This window comes from Kitasatospora sp. NPDC048365, assembly GCF_043200835.1.
GTDB classification, from domain to species: domain Bacteria; phylum Actinomycetota; class Actinomycetes; order Streptomycetales; family Streptomycetaceae; genus Kitasatospora; species Kitasatospora terrestris.
In genome coordinates this window covers 1-18,766 of the sequence record NZ_JBICYJ010000010.1, presented here as the reverse complement: position 1 = coordinate 18,766, position 18,766 = coordinate 1, and the positions used below count along the sequence as shown (strand labels likewise).

At 74.6% G+C, this 18,766-nt stretch carries 20 protein-coding genes; 15 read left to right on the top strand and 5 right to left on the bottom strand.

Features of this window, described 5'->3' with window-relative positions:
- Positions 1-169: 169 nt before the first annotated feature.
- The 8 genes from ACGFX4_RS12400 to ACGFX4_RS12365 all read left to right on the top strand — a co-directional run bounded on the left by ACGFX4_RS12400 (position 170) and on the right by ACGFX4_RS12365 (position 7,719).
- Positions 170-847: a TetR/AcrR family transcriptional regulator gene (locus tag ACGFX4_RS12400; protein WP_393072424.1), complete on the top strand. Its 678-nt coding sequence runs from the start codon at positions 170-172 to the stop codon at positions 845-847.
- Positions 848-937: 90 nt separating this feature from the next.
- Entirely contained in the window at positions 938-2,200 is a 1,263-nt protein-coding gene (locus tag ACGFX4_RS12395; RefSeq protein ID WP_393072422.1) for a sensor histidine kinase, read from the top strand.
- Positions 2,200-2,874: a response regulator gene (locus tag ACGFX4_RS12390; RefSeq protein WP_393072419.1), complete on the top strand. Its 675-nt coding sequence runs from the start codon at positions 2,200-2,202 to the stop codon at positions 2,872-2,874. Before ACGFX4_RS12395 ends, ACGFX4_RS12390 begins: the two co-directional genes overlap by 1 nt.
- A 148-nt stretch (positions 2,875-3,022) precedes the next feature.
- A complete protein-coding gene (locus ACGFX4_RS12385; protein WP_393072416.1) occupies positions 3,023-4,162 on the top strand; it encodes an alpha/beta hydrolase in 1,140 nt (379 codons plus the stop codon).
- Complete coding sequence (locus ACGFX4_RS12380) at positions 4,152-5,363, top strand: acyltransferase (protein ID WP_393072414.1); 1,212 nt, start codon at positions 4,152-4,154, stop codon at positions 5,361-5,363. The genes ACGFX4_RS12385 and ACGFX4_RS12380 overlap by 11 nt, the downstream gene beginning before the upstream one ends.
- Positions 5,364-5,452: 89 nt before the next feature.
- Entirely contained in the window at positions 5,453-5,791 is a 339-nt protein-coding gene (locus ACGFX4_RS12375) for an MmcQ/YjbR family DNA-binding protein (protein WP_393072412.1), read from the top strand.
- Positions 5,792-5,966: 175 nt separating this feature from the next.
- Positions 5,967-7,157 (top strand): alpha/beta hydrolase, encoded by a 1,191-nt coding sequence (locus tag ACGFX4_RS12370; protein ID WP_393072410.1) that lies wholly within the window; start codon positions 5,967-5,969, stop codon positions 7,155-7,157.
- A gap of 109 nt (positions 7,158-7,266) precedes the next feature.
- Positions 7,267-7,719 (top strand): group II truncated hemoglobin, encoded by a 453-nt coding sequence (locus tag ACGFX4_RS12365; protein ID WP_393072408.1) that lies wholly within the window; start codon positions 7,267-7,269, stop codon positions 7,717-7,719.
- 12 nt (positions 7,720-7,731) lie between these two features.
- Here the strand turns inward: ACGFX4_RS12365 and ACGFX4_RS12360 are convergent, their stop codons facing one another.
- Entirely contained in the window at positions 7,732-8,694 is a 963-nt protein-coding gene (locus tag ACGFX4_RS12360) for a helix-turn-helix transcriptional regulator (RefSeq protein ID WP_393072406.1), read from the bottom strand.
- 94 nt (positions 8,695-8,788) lie between these two features.
- Between ACGFX4_RS12360 and ACGFX4_RS12355 the strand changes: the two genes are divergently transcribed.
- Complete coding sequence (locus ACGFX4_RS12355; protein ID WP_393072404.1) at positions 8,789-9,373, top strand: TIGR03086 family metal-binding protein; 585 nt, start codon at positions 8,789-8,791, stop codon at positions 9,371-9,373.
- 172 nt (positions 9,374-9,545) lie between these two features.
- Here the strand turns inward: ACGFX4_RS12355 and ACGFX4_RS12350 are convergent, their stop codons facing one another.
- Positions 9,546-10,553, bottom strand: a complete 1,008-nt coding sequence (locus tag ACGFX4_RS12350) for an aldo/keto reductase (RefSeq protein ID WP_393072402.1) — start codon at positions 10,551-10,553, stop codon at positions 9,546-9,548.
- The gene (locus tag ACGFX4_RS12345) at positions 10,550-11,026 is read right to left on the bottom strand and encodes a MerR family transcriptional regulator (RefSeq protein ID WP_393072400.1); all 477 of its coding nucleotides are present in this window, start codon (positions 11,024-11,026) and stop codon (positions 10,550-10,552) included. The genes ACGFX4_RS12350 and ACGFX4_RS12345 overlap by 4 nt, the downstream gene beginning before the upstream one ends.
- Before the next feature lie 109 nt (positions 11,027-11,135).
- Between ACGFX4_RS12345 and ACGFX4_RS12340 the strand changes: the two genes are divergently transcribed.
- The gene (locus ACGFX4_RS12340; RefSeq protein ID WP_393072398.1) at positions 11,136-11,963 is read left to right on the top strand and encodes a serine hydrolase domain-containing protein; all 828 of its coding nucleotides are present in this window, start codon (positions 11,136-11,138) and stop codon (positions 11,961-11,963) included.
- Here the strand turns inward: ACGFX4_RS12340 and ACGFX4_RS12335 are convergent.
- The gene (locus tag ACGFX4_RS12335; protein WP_393072396.1) at positions 11,960-12,604 is read right to left on the bottom strand and encodes a hypothetical protein; all 645 of its coding nucleotides are present in this window, start codon (positions 12,602-12,604) and stop codon (positions 11,960-11,962) included. The genes ACGFX4_RS12340 and ACGFX4_RS12335 overlap by 4 nt on opposite strands.
- Before the next feature lie 81 nt (positions 12,605-12,685).
- Positions 12,686-13,462 (bottom strand): pirin family protein, encoded by a 777-nt coding sequence (locus ACGFX4_RS12330; RefSeq protein ID WP_393072394.1) that lies wholly within the window; start codon positions 13,460-13,462, stop codon positions 12,686-12,688.
- A 242-nt stretch (positions 13,463-13,704) separates the two neighbouring features.
- Between ACGFX4_RS12330 and ACGFX4_RS12325 the strand changes: the two genes are divergently transcribed.
- From ACGFX4_RS12325 to fabF, 5 genes are all read left to right on the top strand, one after another.
- On the top strand, positions 13,705-14,901 hold the full coding sequence (locus ACGFX4_RS12325) for a helix-turn-helix domain-containing protein (RefSeq protein ID WP_345701824.1): 1,197 nt from the start codon (positions 13,705-13,707) through the stop codon (positions 14,899-14,901).
- 90 nt (positions 14,902-14,991) lie between these two features.
- Positions 14,992-15,933, top strand: a complete 942-nt coding sequence (locus tag ACGFX4_RS12320) for an ACP S-malonyltransferase (protein ID WP_393072391.1) — start codon at positions 14,992-14,994, stop codon at positions 15,931-15,933.
- Entirely contained in the window at positions 15,930-16,961 is a 1,032-nt protein-coding gene (locus tag ACGFX4_RS12315; RefSeq protein WP_393072389.1) for a beta-ketoacyl-ACP synthase III, read from the top strand. The genes ACGFX4_RS12320 and ACGFX4_RS12315 overlap by 4 nt, the downstream gene beginning before the upstream one ends.
- A 78-nt stretch (positions 16,962-17,039) precedes the next feature.
- Positions 17,040-17,282, top strand: coding sequence for an acyl carrier protein (locus ACGFX4_RS12310; RefSeq protein WP_393072387.1), 243 nt, complete (start codon positions 17,040-17,042; stop codon positions 17,280-17,282).
- A gap of 105 nt (positions 17,283-17,387) precedes the next feature.
- On the top strand, positions 17,388-18,653 hold the full coding sequence (gene fabF, locus ACGFX4_RS12305) for a beta-ketoacyl-ACP synthase II (protein ID WP_393072385.1): 1,266 nt from the start codon (positions 17,388-17,390) through the stop codon (positions 18,651-18,653).
- The last annotated feature ends 113 nt before the right edge of the window (positions 18,654-18,766 follow it).

Here is an 18,766-nt window from a genome sequence, read left to right as displayed (position 1 = left end):
CCCTGGGTGTGACGGCGGGCTTGGGGGGTGGCGCCCCGGCCCACCCGTCCCCACGAGTCGTCCGGCCTGGCGGGCGCCACCCGGGGGAACATTATGTCAGTCGCTGACATTCGGCAAAGAGTGACGTATGTCGCAGGGTGCCAATTGTCAGAGCGCTATCGTTGGACCCATGGCCACGCAGCTCACCGCCCCCACCACCGCCGCCGGCTGCCGCGTGCTCGGGCTGCGCGAGCGCAAGAAGCAGCGGACCCGCGACGCGCTGGTGGACGCCGCGCACACGCTCTTCCTGCAGCAGGGGTACGGCCGGACCACGGTCGACGAGATCGCCGCCGCCGTGGACGTCTCGCAGCGCACCTTCTTCCGGTACTTCGCCAACAAGGAGGAGGTCGCGCTCGCCGTCATCGCCGACGCCGAGGACTTCTTCATCGACTGCCTGCGCGCCCGCCCCGCGGAGGAGAACCCGCTGCAGGCGATGCGCGCCGCGATCACCCAGACCTGGCGCACCCTGGCCGCCACCCGGGCCAGCGGCCCCGGCGGGGTCACCGCCGCGCTGGAGCTGTTCGAGCTGATCGAGAACACCCCGACCCTGCTCGCCGCACACCTGCGGCACTCCACCCAGCAGGAGCAGGTGGTCGCCGGGGTACTGGCCGAGCGGGAGAACCTCGACCCGGCGGTGGACCTGCGCCCCCGGCTGCTCGCTGCGGTCTTCGGCGCGGTGATCCGCCACTCCCACCTCTCCTGGGCCGGCGACGGCCGGGCCCACGAGAAGGGGCCGGACGGCATGATCGAGATGATCGAGCGCCACTTCGACCAGCTCGGCCCCGCCCTGGCCGGCTCCTGGCGCTGACCCCGGCCCGGTGTCGTACCGGGGTATGACACGGCGGACGGCTCCCCGGTACGACGACATCCGCGCCGGCGGTCCCTACGCTCAGGTCGGGTGAACCCCTGGAACAGCCTGGCCCGCGCCCTCACCGAGCCCTCCCCCGACCAGCGCCCGCTGCTGGCCGGCTCCCCCCGCCGCTGGCTGCGCGCGCTGCCGTACGCGGTGGCCGGGGCGATGGTCGCCACCCTGCTGCCCACCGGGATCGTCCAGCTCGCCGCCGTGTACGGCGTCGGCGGCTACCTGGCGACGGTGCTCGCCATCGCCCAGTCGGTGCCGCTGCTGGTCGCGGTCTCCCGCCCGCTGCAGGCCTGGTGGGTCGCCGCGCCCGCGGTGCTCGCCGGGGCGGTGCTCACCTACGGTTCGCCGGACGAGGCCGGGCCGTGGCCGTGGCCGGTGACCACGCTGCTGTCGTACGTCTTCCTGATGGTCGGGCTCGGCCTGCGCGAGCGCGGCCGGACCCTGATCGCGGTCTGGCTGGTCACCGCGCTCGGCACAGCGGTCGCCGGGGCGGGCTTCCCCGGGCGCTTCGACGAGGTCTCGATCGTCACCGTGGTGCTCTCCGGCGCTGTCCTGCTGCTCACCTGGAGCCTGCGCGGCCGGGGCGAGGCGCAGGCCAGCCTGGCCCGGCAGAAGGAGATCAGCGAGGCCGAGCGGGCCCGCGCCACCCTGCTGGAGGAGCGGGCCCGGATCGCCCGCGAGCTGCACGACGTGGTCGCCCACCACATGTCGGTGATCGCCGTGCAGGCCGACAGCGCGCCGTACCGGATCACCGGGCTGCCCGCCGGGGCGGCCGAGGAGTTCGCCGCCATCGCCGCCGCCGCCCGCGGCTCGCTCGGCGAGATGCGCCGGCTGCTCGGCGTGCTGCGCAGCGAGGAGGCGGAGGCCGACAAGGCCCCGCAGCCCGGCCTGGCCGACCTGCCCCGGCTGGTGGAGACGGTCGGGCAGGCGGGCGTGCGGGCCGAGTTGACACTCGCCGGGGAGACCGCGGCGCTGGACCTGCCGGAGGCGGTCACGCTCTCCGCGTACCGGATCGTGCAGGAGGCGCTGGCCAACGTGGTACGGCACGCGCCGGGTTCCGCCGTCGCGGTGGAGGTCTCGCCCACCGACCGCGCGTTGCGGGTGAGCGTGGTCAACGGACCGGCACCGGGCGGGGATTCGGCGGTCGAGCCGGGCAGTGCCGGCGGCCACGGCCTGGTCGGCATGCGGGAACGGGTACGGTTGCTGGCCGGCACCCTGGACACCGGGCCGACGCCGGACGGCGGCTTCCGGGTCGCCGCCGTACTGCCGCTCGACACCGCCCTCGGGGAGGCTTCCTGATGACCATCCGCGTACTCGTGGTCGACGACCAGGCCATGGTCCGGGCCGGGTTCGCCGCGCTGCTCGGCGCGCAGAGCGACATCGACGTGGTCGGCGACGCCGCCGACGGGAAGCAGGCCGTCGAGGCCGCCGGGCGCACCCACCCCGACGTGGTGCTGATGGACGTCCGGATGCCCGAGATGGACGGCCTGGAGGCCGCCCGCCGCCTGCTCGACCCGCCGCCGGGCGTGGTGCACCGGCCGAAGGTGCTGATGCTGACCACCTTCGACGTCGACGACTACGTGTACGAGGCGCTGCGCGCCGGGGCCAGCGGCTTCCTGCTCAAGGACGCGCCGCCCGCCGACCTGATCGCCGCCGTCCGGGTGGTCGCCGCCGGCGACGCGCTGCTCGCTCCCTCGGTCACCCGCCGCCTGATCGCCGACTTCGCGCGGAACCGGCCCGCGCCGCGCCGCGACCCCGCGCTGAAGCTCAACGGGCTGACGCCGCGCGAGACCGAGGTGCTGGAGCTGATCGCCCGCGGCCTGTCCAACCAGGAGATCGCCGCGCACCTGGTGGTCGCCGAACAGACCGTCAAGACCCACATCGGCCGGATCCTCGCCAAGCTCGACCTGCGCGACCGCGCGCAGGCCGTGGTCCTGGCCTACGAGTCGGGCCTGGTGCAGCCCGGCGGCTAGGTCGTCTCCGGGCTCGGCGCCCGCCGTCCTGGCACCGCTGATACCGGGGTATGACGCCCCGGTCAGCACTGCGGGGTGACGCCCCGTGAGGCGTCCGCTCCCTACCTTCCTCCCGTTCACCGGACCACCGGACAGGGAGGAACCCCCCATGCAGCGCTTCCGGCGCACGCTCGCCGCCACCGCACTGGCGCTGACCGCCGTCCTCGGCGTCGGCTCCTTCGCCGCCGCGGACACCCAGTCGCCGGTCACCGGCCCGCCGCCCGGCGCGGCGGCCTGGCGCGCCGACACCGTCCTCGGCGTGCCGCTGCCCGACCCGGCCGGCGCCGGCCCGGCCGAGGTCGCCGCCTTCTTCGAGCGGCTGCCGCTCGACCAGCGGCGGGCGCTCGCCGTCCGCCACCCGCTGGTGGTCGGCAACCTGGACGGCGCACCGCCCGCGCTGCGCTACCTGGCCAACGGACTGGCCCTCGCCGAGGAGCGCCGGCACGAACTGGCCCGCGCCGCCGACCCCGGCCTGTCCGGCCGCGACCGCGAGGCCGCCCGCGCGCGGGCCGAGCGCTACGCCGCGCTGGCCGGCCGGCAGATCCTCGCCTTCGACCCGCGCGGCCGGGGCCAGGTCGCCGAGGTGTACGGCGACCTGACCGCCGCCCGGCGGACGGCGGTGGTCGTCCCCGGCTCGGACATCGACCTGATGACCTTCGACCGCGCGGGCGACCCGTACGGCACCCCCGCCGGGATGGCCCGCGCGCTGCGCGACGCCACCGGCGGCAAGGTCGCCGTGGTCGCCTGGGCCGGCTACACCACACCGGTCGGGGTGGGCCTCGACGCCGCCACCGAGGACCTGGCGAGGGCCGGGGCGGCCAGGCTCGACCGCCTGGTCGCCGGGCTCGCGCCGCTCACCGGCCCGGTCGCCGTGTTCTGCCACAGCTACGGGTCCGTGGTGTGCGGGCACACCGGCGCCGGACCGGAGCGGATCTCCGACCTGGTGGTGCTCGGCTCCCCCGGCACCGGCCTCGCCCGGGCCGCCGAGCTGCGGATCCCGGTGTGGGCGGTGCAGCGCAACGCCGAGGACTGGATCGGCCGCGTCCCCTTCGTCCGGGTGGCCGGCCTCGGCCACGGCACCGACCCGACCGACCCGGCGTTCGGCGCCCGGCCGCTCCCCTCGGGCGGCTCGCACGGCCACACCGGCTACTTCGCCCCGGGGACGGAGTCGCTCGCCGCGGCGGCGGCCGTCGCCCTCGGCACGGCGCCCGGCACCGCCGGCACCGCGGAGGCCCGCGATGCTGCCTGAGACCCTCCGCCGGGCCGCCGCCTCCGTGGACGCGAGGACCCCCGCGACGCGCGACCGCGCCCTGGACGGGCTGCGCGCCGTCGCCCTGCTCGCCGTCCCGCTCGGCCACTGGATGCTCGGCGGCTTCAGCACCGGCGCCGACGGCGTCCTGCACAACGCCAGCCCGCTCGCCTCGCTCGGCCTGTTCGCCCCGCTCAGCTGGTTCCTGCAGCTGCTCGGCGTGTTCTTCCTGGTCGGCGGGTACTCCTCGGCCCGCTCGCTGGAACGGGCCCGCGCCCGCGGCGCGTCCACCGCCGGATGGCTGCGCGGCCGGGTGCTGCGGCTGGTCCGCCCGGTGCTCGGGGTGGCCGCCGTGTGGGCGCTGCTGATCCCGCTGCTGCGCGCGGCGGGCGTGCCCGAGGGGACGGTGCGGACCGGCGCGGTGCTGGTGGTCCAGCCGCTCTGGTACATCGGCGTCTACCTGGTGGCGACCGCGCTCACCCCGCTCTGCCAGGCGCTCGGGCGGCGGCTCGGCGGCTGGGCGGCGGCCCCGATGCTCGCCGTCGTCGCCGTCGTCGACCTGCTGCGGTACGGCCCCTGGGCGGACGCGGTGCCGTCCTGGCTGGCGCTGGTCAACCTGCTGCCGGGCTGGCTGTTCGGCTACCAGCTGGGCGTCTCCTGGGCGCAGGGTCGGATCTCCCGCTCCGGCGCCCGGCTGCTCGCCCTCGGCGGGGCGGCGCTGTTCGCGGTGCTGCTGCTGGTCTTCCACTACCCCGCGTCGATGGTCGGCGTCCCGGGCGCGGCCCGCACCAACTCGCACCCGCCGTCGCTGCTGGTCCTGGCCCTCGCCGCGACCCAGTGCGGCCTGGCGATCCTGCTGCGCGGGCGGCTGGCCCGGCTGCTGCGCCGTCCGCTGCTGTGGCTGCCCGTGGTGGTGGTGAACCTCTCCGCGATGACGATCTTCTGCTGGCACCAGACCGCGATGTTCGCGGTGGCGCTGCCCGGTTCGCTGCTGGGCGCGGTGCCCGGGCTGACCACCGCGCCCGAGTCGCTCGGCTGGGTGCTCGCCCGACTGGCCTGGCTGCCGGTCTTCGGAGTGGTGCTGGCCGTCGTCGGCCGCTGGGCGCGGCGGATCGACGCCCCGTGGCCGTCCCGGGTGTGGCGCACGGCGGCGGGCGCCGGCGCGGCGCTGTTCGCGGTGTACGCGCTGGGCGCGGTGTGACCCCGGCGGATGGGCGCGGTGCGACCCCGGCGGATCGGGGCGGGTGTCGGGTCGGCCGCGGTGTCGGTGGCCGGCCCTACCCTGGCGCCATGGTGACCTTCGATCAGTTCAAGGCCATGGCGCTCGGCCTGCCGCAGACCCACGAGGAGCCCACCTGGGAGGAGGTGACCCTGCGGCTCGGCAAGAAGATCTTCGCGATGGGCCGGCCGGAGTCGCCGTCCGTGTGCGTCAAGGCGAGCAAGGAGGACCAGGCCGAGCTGCTCGCCGCCGCGCCCGAGGTGTACTCGATGGCGCCGTACGTGGGCCGGCACGGCTGGGTGCTGGTCGACCTGGAGCGGGTGGATCCGGACGAGCTGCACGACCTGGTGACCGACGCCTGGCGCAGCGTCGCCCCGAAGAAGCTGCTGCGGGACTTCGACGCCGAATGATCGTGCACCACCCACAGGGGCGAATCTCGGCGCGAATGTGATGTGGAACACGGTTTGGGCCCTGCCCCGAACCGGTACTGCCGTTTACTCTGGCTGACGAGCAGTTGGCAATTGGCAGTCGTAACACCGGGGCACGTCCCGCTGTGACGGTGACCGGCCCCGAGGAGATGACGCGGTGCGACGACGCCAGGTCAAGCGCATGCTGATAGGCGCTTTCGCGGGGGCCGCCGTCCTGGTGGACGCGGGTGCCGCCGCCGCCCAGGCCGCCGCCTCCAACGAGCAGCTCGCCATCTCCACCCCGCCGGCCGGCGCCGCCGCCTGGTCCGCCGACCACTCGCTGGGCCGCTCGCTGCCGGACCCGGCCACCGCCGACGCCCCGACCGTCGCCGCCTTCTTCGCCTCGCTGACCCGCACCGACGTGGACCACCTGGTCGAGCAGTACCCGCTGGTGGTCGGCAACCTCGACGGCGCCCCGCTGGACGTCCGCTACCGCGCCAACCGGGTCGCCATCGCCGCCGAACGCGACCGTGCCCGGGCCCGGGCGAACGACCGCACCCTCGACGCCACCTCGCGCGCCCTCGCCACCGCCCGCGCCAACGACAGCGACCACCTGCTCGCCGACGGCCGGCAGATCCTCGCCTTCGACCCGCGCGGCCGCGGCCTGGTCAGCGAGGTGTACGGCGACCTGGCCGCCGCCCAGCGCGTCGCCGTGCTGGTCCCCGGCTCCGACGCCGACCTCGGCCACTTCGACCAGGCCGCCGACCCGCTGCGCTCCCCCGCCGGGATGGCCCGCGCCCTGCTCGCCGAGGAGCACGACCAGGACCCCGGCACCCGGACCGCCGTCATCGCCTGGACCGGCTACGTCACCCCGTCCGGCCTCGGCCCCGACGCCGTCACCTCCCGCCTCGCCGAGGTCGCCGCCCCCCGCCTGGAGCGCCTGCTCGGCGGGCTCCGGGCCACCACGCACCCGGAGGCGCCGCCCGCGCTGTTCTGCCACTCGTACGGCTCGGTGGTCTGCGGCACCGTCGCGCCCGCCCTGCGCGACAGCGACCGGCCCACCGACCTGGTGGCCTTCGGCAGCCCCGGGATGGGTGTCGGCTCCGCCGCCGAACTCGGCACCGGCGTCCAGGTGTGGGCCACCCGCAACCCCACCGACTGGATCGGCAACGTCCCCTACCTGGAGGTCGGCGGCCTCGGCCACGGCGCCGACCCCACCACCGCCGCCTTCGGCGCCCTCGACATCTCCTCCGCCGGCGCCGCCGGCCACAACGGCTACCTCGCCGACGGCACCGCCAGCCGCCACAACTTCGCCGCCATCGCCCTCGGCCACTACGGCGACGTCACCCGGCCCGCCGAGGGCCAGTAGCGGAGCGGTGGGCGGCCCTCCGTTCGCTGCGCGCAGCGCGAACAGCCGGGGCGCCGGGGCGCGGGCCGTTCCATGCTGGGTACGACTCGAGCCCCAGCATGGAGGAACGATGCCCGAGCAGTCCCTGTACCAGGCGATCGGCGGCATGGACGCGCTGCACCGCCTCACCGAGGCGTTCTACGAGGCGGTGCTCGCCGACAAGGTGCTCGCCCCCGTCTTCGCCGACTTCACCCCCACCCACACCGAGCACGTCGCCGTCTGGCTGGCCGAGATCTTCGGCGGCCCGGACCGCTTCACCACCGAGCTGGGCGGCCACCAGCGGCTGCTCCGCAGCCACCTCGGCCTGCGCATCACCGAGGAGCAGCGGCTTCGCTGGATGGAACTGATGGGCGACGCCGTCCGCGCCGAGCTGCCCGCCGACGAGCGGCTGCGCGCCCGGGTCATGGAGTACTTCGACTGGGGCACGAAGATCGCCCTGCAGGTCTCCGCCGACCCGGCCGGCACCGAGCTCGGCGACCCCGGCCCCACCCCGCGCTGGGGCTGGGACGGCCTCGTCCACTGACCCCCTCACCCCTCACCCGTCGGCGTACATCCGCACGGTGTCGGCGGCGGCCCGCGCGAGGACCCGGCGGGCCGCCGGCGGGGTCAGCACCTCGACGTCGGTGCCGAACGGGAGCAGCGTGCGGGCCGCGTCGACCACCGCGAACCCGAACTCGACCAGGACGTGGTCGGGTCCGTCCTCGGTCGGCGGGCCGATCAGCGACGCGGCGTGGATCCGCAGCAGCATGTCCAGCCGGCGGCGGCGCACCCGCGCGGTCACCCGCACGTCGTCGCGCTGCCGCTCCACCTGGTCGCGCAGCACGCCCCACACCTCGCCCAGACCGACCTCGCGCCGGCGGACCGGCTCCTCGGTCGCCTGCGCCCGCACCACCCGGTCCGCACGGAACAGCCGGGGCGCGCCGTCCACGTCCGCCACCAGGTACCAGACGCCCGCCTTGCTCACCAGGCCGTACGGATCGACCGTGTACGCGCTCGGCTCCGCCGCACCGCTGTGCCGGTACCGCAGCGCGAGGCGGCGGTCGTCGAACACCGCGCGCTGCAGCTCGCCCAGGTCGGCCGGGCCGGGCGCCGCCGGCCCCTTCGTCCAGCGGACCGGGTCCACCAGGATCCGCTCGCTGGTCCGCTCCGCCTCCGGCCGGTGCGGGGCCGGCAGCGCCGCCATCACCTTGCGCAGCGCCGAACCGATCGCCCCGCCCAGGCCCAGCGCGTCGTGCGTCCCGTCGGTGGCCAGCACGAACAGCGCCCGTGCCTCGTCCGCCGTCAGCCCCGTGACGTCCGTGCGGTAGCCGGCCAGCAGCCGGATCCCGCCGTTGCGGCCCCGCTCCGCGAAGACCGGCACCCCGGCCGCGGACAGCGCCTCCACGTCCCGGTACACCGTGCGGACGGAGACCTCCAGGCGCTCCGCCAGCTCGGCGGCGGGCACCAGGCCCCGGGTCTGCAACAGCAGCATGATCGACAGCAGGCGGTCGGCTCGCACGGAGCCACTGTAAATGCTGACAAAGGTTGTCAGGTATGGCCGGGAGAGTAGCCCTCGTCAGTCGGACACTCCGTCAGAAAGGGCCGCCACCACCATGGACGCCACCAGCTTCGACCCCCGCCCGAACTACCTGCGCGCCCTCGACCAGCTCGAGAAGCTGCTCCAGCAGGTCACCCCCGAGCAGCTCGACCGGGCCACCCCGTGCAGCGAGTACACCCTGCGCGAGCTGCTCAGCCACACCGTCGGCGGCGTCCACCGCATCGCGTACGTCGGCGAGGGCGGGCACAGCCAGGACGTCCCCGCGGCCACCGGCGAGGTCGGCGACGGCGAGTGGGCCGCGACGCTCGGGCGCGCCCGCGAGCGCGCCGTCGCCGCCTGGGCCGACGACACCAAGCTCGACCGACCCTCCGCGGTGCCGTGGGGCACCGTCCCCGGCCGCTTCGCGCTCGGCGGCTACATCATGGAGGCCGTCACCCACACCTGGGACATCGCCCAGGTCGTCGCCCCCGCCACCGCCTTCGACGACGAGCTCGCCCTCGGCGCCCTCGCCATCGCCCAGCAGGTCCTCCCCGCCGACCAGCGCGACGAGAACGTCCCCTTCGGCCCCGTCCGCCCCGCCCCCGCGGACGCCACCCCCACCACCCGCCTCGCGGCGTGGCTCGGCCGAACGGTCTCGTAACCAGGGGCTCGGGGAACTACGAGGCCAACCCCGCGATCGGGTTCCTGACGGGTTCGGCCAACCACGTGAAGGGGCGCGAGGAACTGCGCGACCAGCCCACACCGAAGCAGAGTGCATGGCTGGTCGCGCAGTTCCTCGCGCCCCTGTCGGGGTGCTCTTCGAGCGGAAGCTCCTACTCCCGGCCCGCCGAGGTCGACGACATGTCGGCGTAGCGGTTGCCCTCGACCTTGGCGGCGATGGGCTCCAGGGCGGCGAGCTCGTCCGGGGTGAGGACGAGCGTCGCGGCGGCGACGTTCTCCGCGAGGCGGGTGCGCTTGCGGGTGCCGGGGATGGGCACCACGGTCAGCCCGTGGACCTGCGCCCGCTGCTGCACCCAGGCGAGTGCCACCTGCGCCGCGGTCACCCCGCGCTCGGCGGCGATCTGCTGGATCGGCTCGACGAGTGCCGCGTTCCCGGCGGCGTTCGCCCCGGAGAACTGCGGGTGGTAGCGCCGGTAGTCGTCCGCGGAGAGCTGCTCGGCGGCGCTGAAGGCGCCGGTCAGGAAGCCCCGGCCGAGCGGGGAGTAGGGCACGAAGGCGACCCCGAGCTCCGCGGCGGCGGGCACCGCGGTCCGCTCGACGTCCCGGGAGAAGATCGACCACTCGGACTGCAGCGCCGCGATCGGGTGGACCGCGTACGCCTCGCGCAGCTCCGCGCCGGTCACCTCGGACAGGCCCAGGTGCCGGACCTTCCCGGCCGCGACCAGTTCCGCCATCGCGCCGACCGATTCGGCGAGCGGCACCTGCGGGTCGCGGCGGTGCATGTAGTAGAGGTCGATCACGTCGACGCCGAGCCGGCGCAGCGAGGCGTCGACGGCGGAGCGGATGTACGCCGGGTCGTTGCGCACGGCCCGGTAGGTCGGGTCGTCGGCGCGGCGCTCGATGGCGAACTTGGTGGCGAGGACGACCCGGTCGCGGTTGGCGCGGACGAAGGGGCCGATCAGTTCCTCGTTGTGGCCGGAGCCGTAGATGTCGGCGGTGTCGAAGAGGGTGACGCCCTGCTCCAGGGCGAAGTCCAGGGTGGCGAGGGCCTCGTCGGTGTCGGTCGGGCCGTAGAACTCGCTCATGCCCATGCAGCCGAGGCCCTGGATGCCCACGGTCGGGCCGTCGGTGCCGAGTACGGCGGTGGGGAGGTCACTCATGCGCTCATCCGTTCGGATTCTTCGGCCGCGAGGCCGGGGGAGGCGGAGTAGAGGTCGATCTTGTAGTCGAGGACGGCGAGGGTCGCGTGCAGATCGGCGATCCGCCGGCGGACCTCCTCGCGGTGGGCGACCAGCAGGTCGCGCCGGTCGGCCCGGGTGCCGTCGCCGCCGCGCGCCAGTTCGACGTAGCGCTGCATGTCGGCGACGGGCATGCCGGTCAGCCGCAGCCGGCCGAGGAAGGCCAGCCGGGCCAGGTCGGCGTCGCTGTACCGGCGCTGGCCGGAGTGCGAGCGGTCGATCGGGTCGAGCAGGCCGATCCGCTCGTACCAGCGGAGCGTGTGGGCGGTGAGTCCGCTGGCGGCGGAGACCTCGCTGATGGTGTGCCGCGGGGTGCGGTCGGCGTCGGCGGTGGCCGCGTTGTACGCCTCGCTGCAACTGAGCAGGTCGGCACGGACGGGTGCGATCGTTGCCATTGGTCTGACCCCCGGGTTTCGGCGACGGGAACGACGCTACTGAGTTGGAGTGCACTCCAAGCAAGCCTGGCACGCGGCGCGGCCGACCGGGTCGTCTAGAGTTCGGCGCATGCAGAGCTTGCGGATGATCGAGGACTGGCCGGTGCCGAACGCCGCGGCGGCGGTGGTGCGGGGTGCGGACGGCGCGGTGCTGGGCGCGCACGGCCCGCAGCAGCACCTCTTCCCGCTGGCGTCGGTGACCAAGCTGCTCACCTCGTACGCGGTGCTGGTCGCGGTCGAGGAGGGCGTCTTCGAGCTGGACGACCCGGCGGGCCCGACGGGGTCGACCGTGCGGCACCTGCTGGCGCACACCTCGGGGCTGGCGTTCGACGAGCACCGGGTGATGGCGGAGCCGGGCAACCGGCGGCTGTACTCCAACGCCGGTTTCGACGTGCTGGCGGCGGCGCTCGCCGAGGCGTCCGGGATCGAGTTCGGGCGGTACGCGGCGGAGGCGGTGTTCGAGCCGCTGGGGATGCACTCCACGCTGATCAACACCGCGCACCGCTCCCCCGCGGGCGCGGGCGGCCTGTCCACCGTCGCGGACCTGGCGCTGTTCGCCGCCGAGCTGCAGGCGCCGAAGCTGCTGGACCCGTCCACCCTGCACGCCGCGACCCGCGAGGTCGCCTTCCCCGGGACCAACGGCGTGCTGCCCGGCTTCGGGCACCGGCGGCCGAACGACTGGGGCCTCGGCTTCGAGATCCGCGACGGCAAGGCCCCGCACTGGACGGGCACCGCGAACTCCCCCGCGACCTTCGGCCACTTCGGCCAGTCCGGCACCTTCCTGTGGGTGGACCCCGCCGCCGGCGTGGCGTGCGTCGCCCTCACCGACCGCGACTTCGGCCCCTGGGCGGCGGAGGTCTGGCCGCAGCTCGGCGACGCGGTCCTGGCCGAGCTCTAGAGCGAATCCCGGAGCTCGGCGAGTTCGAGGTCCAGTTCGCGGTAGCGGGCGCTGAGGGTGCGGTCCTCCGTGGGGACGACCGCACCGGCGTCCAGCGCGGCGAGCCGCTCGACGATCCCGGTGATCCGCGCCCGGGCGGCGTGGCCACCCTTCGCCTCGACCTCCGGTTCGGCGGCGGCGAGCGCCTCGTGCACCCGGGCCCGGACCGGGGCGACCCGTTCCACCGCGGCCCTGGCCTGCTCCAGCAGCTCGCGGTAGGTGTCCACGAACGGCAGGTAGCTGTCGATCGCGTCCACCAGGACCTCGCCCAGCTGCACGTAGTAGTCGACCAGCGCCTGCAGCACCTCGGGGTCGTCGTGCTGCTCGGCCACGTTCTCGGCGTGGGTGTCGTCGAAGCCCCCGAGGATCGAGTCCATCGACTCCCGGGCCTCGTCCGCATCCGCGGCGATCGCTTCGATCGCCGCCTTCGGCGCGCCCACCCGCCGCGCGTAGAGGCTCCCCAGCTCCTCACGGACCTCGGCGATCGCCGCCTGCGGCTCGTCGAACATCGCCCGGGCCCGCAGGGCCTGGTCCGCCGCGCGCTCGACCAACTCCTGCCACTGCGCGGACTTCTGTTCCTTGCGCTTCCTGCTTCCGAACACCGGAACTCTCCCCTGGTTCGCTGTCGTACGGTCGGGTGATCATGTCACCCGACCGCCGGCGGGCCAAGGGAGATCCGCAGCTCAGCCGTACGACACCGGGGAGTGCATCTCCCACAGCAGCAGCTCGGCGCCGTCCTCGCCGGCGACCGGGTCGGCGAAGGCGGCGCCGGTGATCCGGACGCTGTCGCCGGGGGCCATCGACCGGCCGCCGCCCTGCGGGCCGGGGACGGTGCGGTAGCCGACCGAACCGGCCGTCAGGTGCGCGTAGCGGAAGGGCGCGGCGGGCAGGTCCGGCAGCGGCTGCCAGGCGCCGGCCCGGACCAGCCACAGCGCGGCGTCGCCGCGCCGCAGCCGCAGCGCGTCGCCGTCCTCGTCGCGCGGCATCCCGGAGGCGAGCAGCGTCAGCCCGCCCGGCGCCGGGTCGACCCGGCGCAGGCCGTACGCGGGCTCGGCGTCGAACGCGTCGGGCTGCAGCCACATCTGGACGAAGCGGACCGGCCCCTCGGCGCCGCCGACGTTCCGCTCGGTGTGGCTGACGCCCGAACCGGCCGACAGGTGCTGCACCATGCCGGGCCGCACCACGCCCGCGTGCCCGTCGCTGTCCCGGTGGGCGAGGGCGCCCTCGACGACCCAGGTGAGGATCTCGGTGTCCCGGTGGCGGTGCTCGTCGAAGCCCGCGCCCGCGGCCAGCGTCTCCTCGTTGCACGCGAGCAGCGCCCCGAAGTGGGTGTTCTTCGGGTCGTAGTGCCCGGAGAAGGAGAACGCGTGCCGGGTCTCGATGCCCTCCTCCGGCCGGGAGAGGTACCGCTCGGGGGCGCGCCGCAGGTCGGCTCGGGGGCGTTCACGGGTGTCGGTCACGGGGCCTACGGTAACCCGGTGTGACCGGGGCCACCGGGGTGATCCGGCGGGGTTGTGCACGAGCACGGCTCCGGGTGAGGCAGGCTAGTGCTGTGCCAGCCCCTTCAGCGAAACCCGACAAAACGACATCCGAGCGCAAGCCCGCCGCCCGGAAGGCCGCCGGCAAGGCCGGTGCGGCGAAGGCCGCCCCGCCCAAGGCGCCGGTCCGGGGGGCGGCGTCGTCCAGTCCCGGGCGCGGGCGGATGACGGCGGAGGAGCGCCGGCTCGCCGCCGAGCGGGCGGAGCTGCGGGCGGCGACGCTCAAGCGGCTGGAGAAGTCCTCGGGCAAGTTGGCGACCAACGCGATCGCCCGGATGGACGACCAGCTGGCCTGGTACCGGCGGATGCCGCCGGAGCACCGCTCCTGGATCGGCCTGGTCGCGCAGGCGGGCATCGCCGCCTTCACCGAGTGGTACCGGCACCCGGAGGCGCCGCAGGCGATCTCCACGGACGTGTTCGGCACCGCGCCGCGCGAGCTGACCCGGGCGATCACCCTGCGCCAGACGGTGGAGCTGATCCGCACCACCATCGAGGTGATGGAGGAGGCCATCGAGGAGGTGGCCGCCCCCGGCGACGAGGCCGGGATGCGCGAGTCGGTGCTGGTGTACGCGCGGGAGATCGCGTTCGCCACCGCGCAGGTGTACGCGCAGGCCGCGGAGGCGCGCGGCGCGTGGGACGCGCGGCTGGAGGCGCTGGTCGTCAACTCGCTGCTGTCGGGTGACGCGGACGAGGGAGTGCTCTCCCGGGCGGCGGCGCTGGGCTGGGGGCAGCCCGCCCAGGTACGCGTGGTGATGGGCAGCGCGCCGGACGGCGACAGCGAGCTGGTGGTGGAGGCGATCCGCCGGGCCGCCCGGTACGCCAAGCTGCACGTGCTGACCGGGGTGCTGGGCCGGCGGCTGGTGGTGGTGGTCGGCGGCGGCAAGGAGCCGGTGCACGCGGCCCGGGCGCTGATCGGCCAGTTCGCGCCGGGCCCGGTGGTGGTCGGTCCGGCGGTCGGCGACCTGCTGTCGGCGACCCGCAGCGCGCACGCGGCGGCGCAGGGCCTGAAGGCGTGCGCGGCGTGGCCGGACGCGCCGCGCCCGGTGCTGGCGGACGACCTGCTGCCGGAACGGGCGCTGGCCGGGGACGAGGTGGCCCGCCGTCAGCTGGTGGAGGAGATCTACACACCGCTGGAGGAGGCCGGGTCGGCACTCCTGGAGACGCTGAGTGTCTTTCTGGAGCAGGCGTCCTCTCTTGAGGGCGCGGCCCGGATGCTCTTCGTCCACCCGAACACCGTGCGCTACCGGCTGCGTCGTGTGACTGATGTCACCGGCTATGCTCCGTCCGACGTACGTTCGGCCTTCACCCTGCGCATCGCCCTTGCCCTGGGACGTCTTGGGACGGTCACCGAGCAGGGCTGAGGCCACTGTAGGGAGTCCACAAGCCGACGTGCTTTTCTTCGTCATCGTCGCCTACCCGCCCCCGGGCGTCCGGCGAGAGAGGGTTGAACCGTGCTCGTAATCGTCGCCCCTGGACAGGGTGCTCAGACCCCCGGCTTCCTCAACCCCTGGCTCGAGCTGGACGGCGTGGCCGACCGGCTGCGGCAGTGGTCCGCCGTGGCCGGGCTCGACCTGGTCCACGCCGGTACCGAGGCGTCCGAGGAGGAGATCAAGGACACCGCCGTCGCCCAGCCGCTGCTGGTCGCCGCCGGCCTGGTCACCGCCGGCGCGCTGTTCGCGGACGGCGACCTGACCGCGCGGGTGTCCGCGCTGGCGGGCCACAGCGTCGGTGAGATCACCGCCGCCGCGCTGGCCGGCGTGCTGACCGCCGAGGACGCGCTGACCTTCGTCCGCGAGCGCAGCCTGGGCATGGCCGAGGCCGCCGCGGTGACCGCGACCGGGATGGCCGCCGTGCTCGGCGGCGACCTGGAGGAGGTCGCCGCGAAGCTGGCCGAGCACGGCGTGACCGCGGCGAACAACAACGGCGGCGGCCAGATCGTCGCGGCCGGCACCCTGGACCAGCTGGCGGCGCTGAAGGCGGACCCGCCGGCCGGCGCCCGGCTGATCCCGCTGAAGGTGGCCGGCGCCTTCCACACCGCGCACATGGCCCCGGGCCAGGCGCGGCTGGAGAAGCTCGCCCCGACCCTGACCGCTGCCGACCCGCTGGTCGCGTACGTCTCCAACAAGGACGGCGAGGTGGTCGGCAACGGCGCCGAGGTGCTCGCCCGCCTGGTCTCCCAGGTGTCCAACCCGGTCCGCTGGGACCTGTGCATGGAGACCCTGCAGCAGCTGGGCGCGACGGCCGTGATCGAGCTGTCGCCGGCCGGCACTCTCACCAACCTGGTCAAGCGCAACGTCAAGGGTGTCGCGACGCTTGCCCTCAAGACCCCCGCCGATCTCGACAAGGCCCGTGAGCTGGTGGCCGAGCACGGCGCTCAGGAGAGCAACGCATGACCACGCCTCAGATCAAGCCGGCCTCCGGCGCCCAGTACTCGCGCATCCACGGGGTCGGCGGCTACCGCCCGTCCCGGGTGATCCCCAACGCCGAGGTGCTGAACTGGATCGAGTCCACCGACGAGTGGATCCGCAGCCGGTCCGGCATCGCCGAGCGCCGCTGGGCGACCGCCGAGGAGACCGTCGCCGAGATGTCGGTGCAGGCCGCCGGCAAGGCGATCGCGCAGGCCGGCATCGCCCCGGACCAGATCGGCGGCGTGATCGTCGCGACCGTCTCGCACCTGAAGCAGACCCCGGCCATCGCCACCGAGATCGCCCAGCGGCTCGGCTGCGGCACCGCCCCGGCGTTCGACATCTCGGCCGCCTGCGCGGGCTTCGGCTACGGCCTGGGCCTGGCCGACGGCATGGTGCGCGGCGGCAGCGCCGAGTACGTGCTGGTGATCGGCGTGGAGCGGCTCAGCGACCTGACCGACACCTCGGACCGCTCGACCGCCTTCATCTTCGGCGACGGCGCCGGCGCCGCGATCGTCGGCCCGTCCCCGGTGCCCGGCATCGGCAAGGTGATCTGGGGCGCGGACGGCTCGCAGGCCGACGTGATCTCGCAGACCCAGGCCTGGGACACCGCCTTCGCCAAGCCGGACGCCGTCAACGGCGTCGGCGAGGAGACCAAGTGGCCGGCCCTGCGGATGGAGGGCCAGACGGTCTTCCGCTGGGCCGTGTGGGAGATGGCCAAGGTGGCCCAGGAGGCGCTGGACGCCGCCGGGATCACCGCCGACCAGCTCGGCGCGTTCATCCCGCACCAGGCCAACATGCGCATCACCGATGCCATGATCAAGGCACTCAAGCTTCCCGCGTCGGTGCCCGTCGCCCGCGACATCGCCGAGACCGGCAACACCTCCGCCGCCTCCATCCCGCTGGCGATGGAAGCCATGCTGGAGCGCGGTGAGGCGAAGAGCGGCGACCTGGCCCTGATCATCGGGTTCGGGGCGGGTCTGGTCTACGCGGCCGCAGTCGTTACTCTCCCCTAGGCGTCTACGCCCCATCCGAAAGAAACCTGCGACGGCCCGACGGGCCGCCGCTGTCAACACCGAAGAGGAGCAGCCGATATGGCTACCCAGACCGAGGTTCTCGAGGGTCTCGCCGAGATCGTCAACGAGATCGCCGGCATCCCGACCGAGGACGTCGAGCTCGACAAGTCGTTCACCGACGACCTGGACGTCGACTCGCTGTCCATGGTCGAGGTCGTCGTGGCCGCCGAGGAGCGCTTCGGCGTCAAGATCCCGGACGACGAGGTCAAGAACCTCAAGACCGTCGGCGACGCGGTGAACTACATCATCGACAACGCCTGACCTCCGGTCACCCCCGGCCGGGGCGCCCAGCGCGCCCCGGCCGGTCCTCCCCCACTCTTCCGGCGCCCCGCCACCACCAAGCACACGTGAGAGAAGAAGAAACCAGTGACCGCTGAAAACCGCACCGTGGTCGTCACGGGTATCGGCGCCTTCACGCCGCTGGGCGGCGACGCCGCCTCGTTCTGGGAGGGCCTCATCGAGGGCCGTTCCGGCGTGGCCGCGCTGACCGAGGAGTGGGCCACCGACCTCCCCGTCCGGATCGCCGCCCGCGTCGCGGTCGAGCCGGGCGAGATCCTGCCCCGCCCGCTGGCCCGCAAGCTGGACCGCTCGGCGCAGTTCGCGCTGATCGCCGCCCGCGAGGCCTGGGCCGACGCCGGCTACGAGACCCCGGCCACCGCCGAGGCCTCGACCCTGAACCCCGAGCGCCTGGGCGCCGTGATCGCCTCCGGCATCGGCGGCGTCACCACCCTGCTCGACCAGTACGACGTGCTCAAGCAGCAGGGCGTCCGCAAGGTCTCCCCGCACACCGTGCCGATGCTGATGCCGAACTCCCCCGCCGCCAACGTCGGCCTGGAGGTCGGCGCGCGCGCCGGCGTGCACACCCCCGTCTCCGCCTGCGCCTCCGGCGCCGAGGCGATCGGCTACGCGATCGAGATGATCCGCACCGGCCGCGCCGACGTGGTGATCGCCGGCGGTACCGAGGCCGCGATCCACCCGCTGCCGATCGTCGCCTTCTCCAACATGATGGCGATGTCCAAGAACAACGACGAGCCGCAGCGCGCCTCGCGCCCGTACGACAAGGGCCGCGACGGCTTCGTGCTCGGCGAGGGCGCCGGTGTCGTGGTGCTGGAGTCCGCGGAGCACGCCGCCGCGCGCGGTGCCCGGGTCTACTGCGAGGCCGTCGGCCAGGGCCTGTCCTCGGACGCCCACCACATCGCGCAGCCGGAGCCGACCGGTGCCGGCGTCGCCCGCGCGATCGCCGACCTGTTCGCCCGCAACGACCTGGACAAGTCGGAGGTCGTGCACGTCAACGCGCACGCCACCTCGACCCCGCAGGGCGACACCGCCGAGGTGAAGGCGCTGCGCAAGGAGCTCGGCGAGCACCTCGACCACGTGGCGATCTCCGCCACCAAGTCGATGACCGGCCACCTGCTCGGCGGCGCCGGCGGCATCGAGACCGTCGCCACCGTGCTCGCGCTGTACAACCGGCTCGCCCCGGCGACCGTCAACGTCGAGGACCTCGACGACGACATCGACGCGGACATCGTCCGCGACGAGCCGCGCAAGCTGCCCGAGGGCCGGATCGCCGCGCTGAACAACTCGTTCGGCTTCGGCGGCCACAACGTGGTGTTGGCCTTCCGTACGGTCTGAAGCCGTCCGTGAGGGGGGGGGGGGGGGGGGGGGGCCCGCCCCCCCCCCCCCCCCCCCCCCCCCCCCCGGGGCCGCCGGCGCGCGGGCCCCCCCCCCCCCCCCCGGGCCGGGGC

Bases quoted from the DNA above. Each gene is read 5' to 3' on its own strand.
- ACGFX4_RS12400 (WP_393072424.1), top strand. From the start codon at position 170: ATGGCCACGCAGCTCACCGCCCCCACCACCGCCGCCGGCTGCCGCGTG.
- ACGFX4_RS12390 (WP_393072419.1), top strand. From the start codon at position 2,200: ATGACCATCCGCGTACTCGTGGTCGACGACCAGGCCATGGTCCGGGCC.
- ACGFX4_RS12385 (WP_393072416.1), top strand. From the start codon at position 3,023: ATGCAGCGCTTCCGGCGCACGCTCGCCGCCACCGCACTGGCGCTGACC.
- ACGFX4_RS12380 (WP_393072414.1), top strand. From the start codon at position 4,152: ATGCTGCCTGAGACCCTCCGCCGGGCCGCCGCCTCCGTGGACGCGAGG.
- ACGFX4_RS12375 (WP_393072412.1), top strand. From the start codon at position 5,453: ATGGTGACCTTCGATCAGTTCAAGGCCATGGCGCTCGGCCTGCCGCAG.
- ACGFX4_RS12365 (WP_393072408.1), top strand. From the start codon at position 7,267: ATGCCCGAGCAGTCCCTGTACCAGGCGATCGGCGGCATGGACGCGCTG.
- ACGFX4_RS12355 (WP_393072404.1), top strand. From the start codon at position 8,789: ATGGACGCCACCAGCTTCGACCCCCGCCCGAACTACCTGCGCGCCCTC.
- ACGFX4_RS12350 (WP_393072402.1), bottom strand. From the start codon at position 10,553: ATGAGTGACCTCCCCACCGCCGTACTCGGCACCGACGGCCCGACCGTG.
- ACGFX4_RS12345 (WP_393072400.1), bottom strand. From the start codon at position 11,026: ATGGCAACGATCGCACCCGTCCGTGCCGACCTGCTCAGTTGCAGCGAG.
- ACGFX4_RS12340 (WP_393072398.1), top strand. From the start codon at position 11,136: ATGCAGAGCTTGCGGATGATCGAGGACTGGCCGGTGCCGAACGCCGCG.
- ACGFX4_RS12325 (WP_345701824.1), top strand. From the start codon at position 13,705: ATGACGGCGGAGGAGCGCCGGCTCGCCGCCGAGCGGGCGGAGCTGCGG.
- ACGFX4_RS12315 (WP_393072389.1), top strand. From the start codon at position 15,930: ATGACCACGCCTCAGATCAAGCCGGCCTCCGGCGCCCAGTACTCGCGC.
- ACGFX4_RS12310 (WP_393072387.1), top strand. From the start codon at position 17,040: ATGGCTACCCAGACCGAGGTTCTCGAGGGTCTCGCCGAGATCGTCAAC.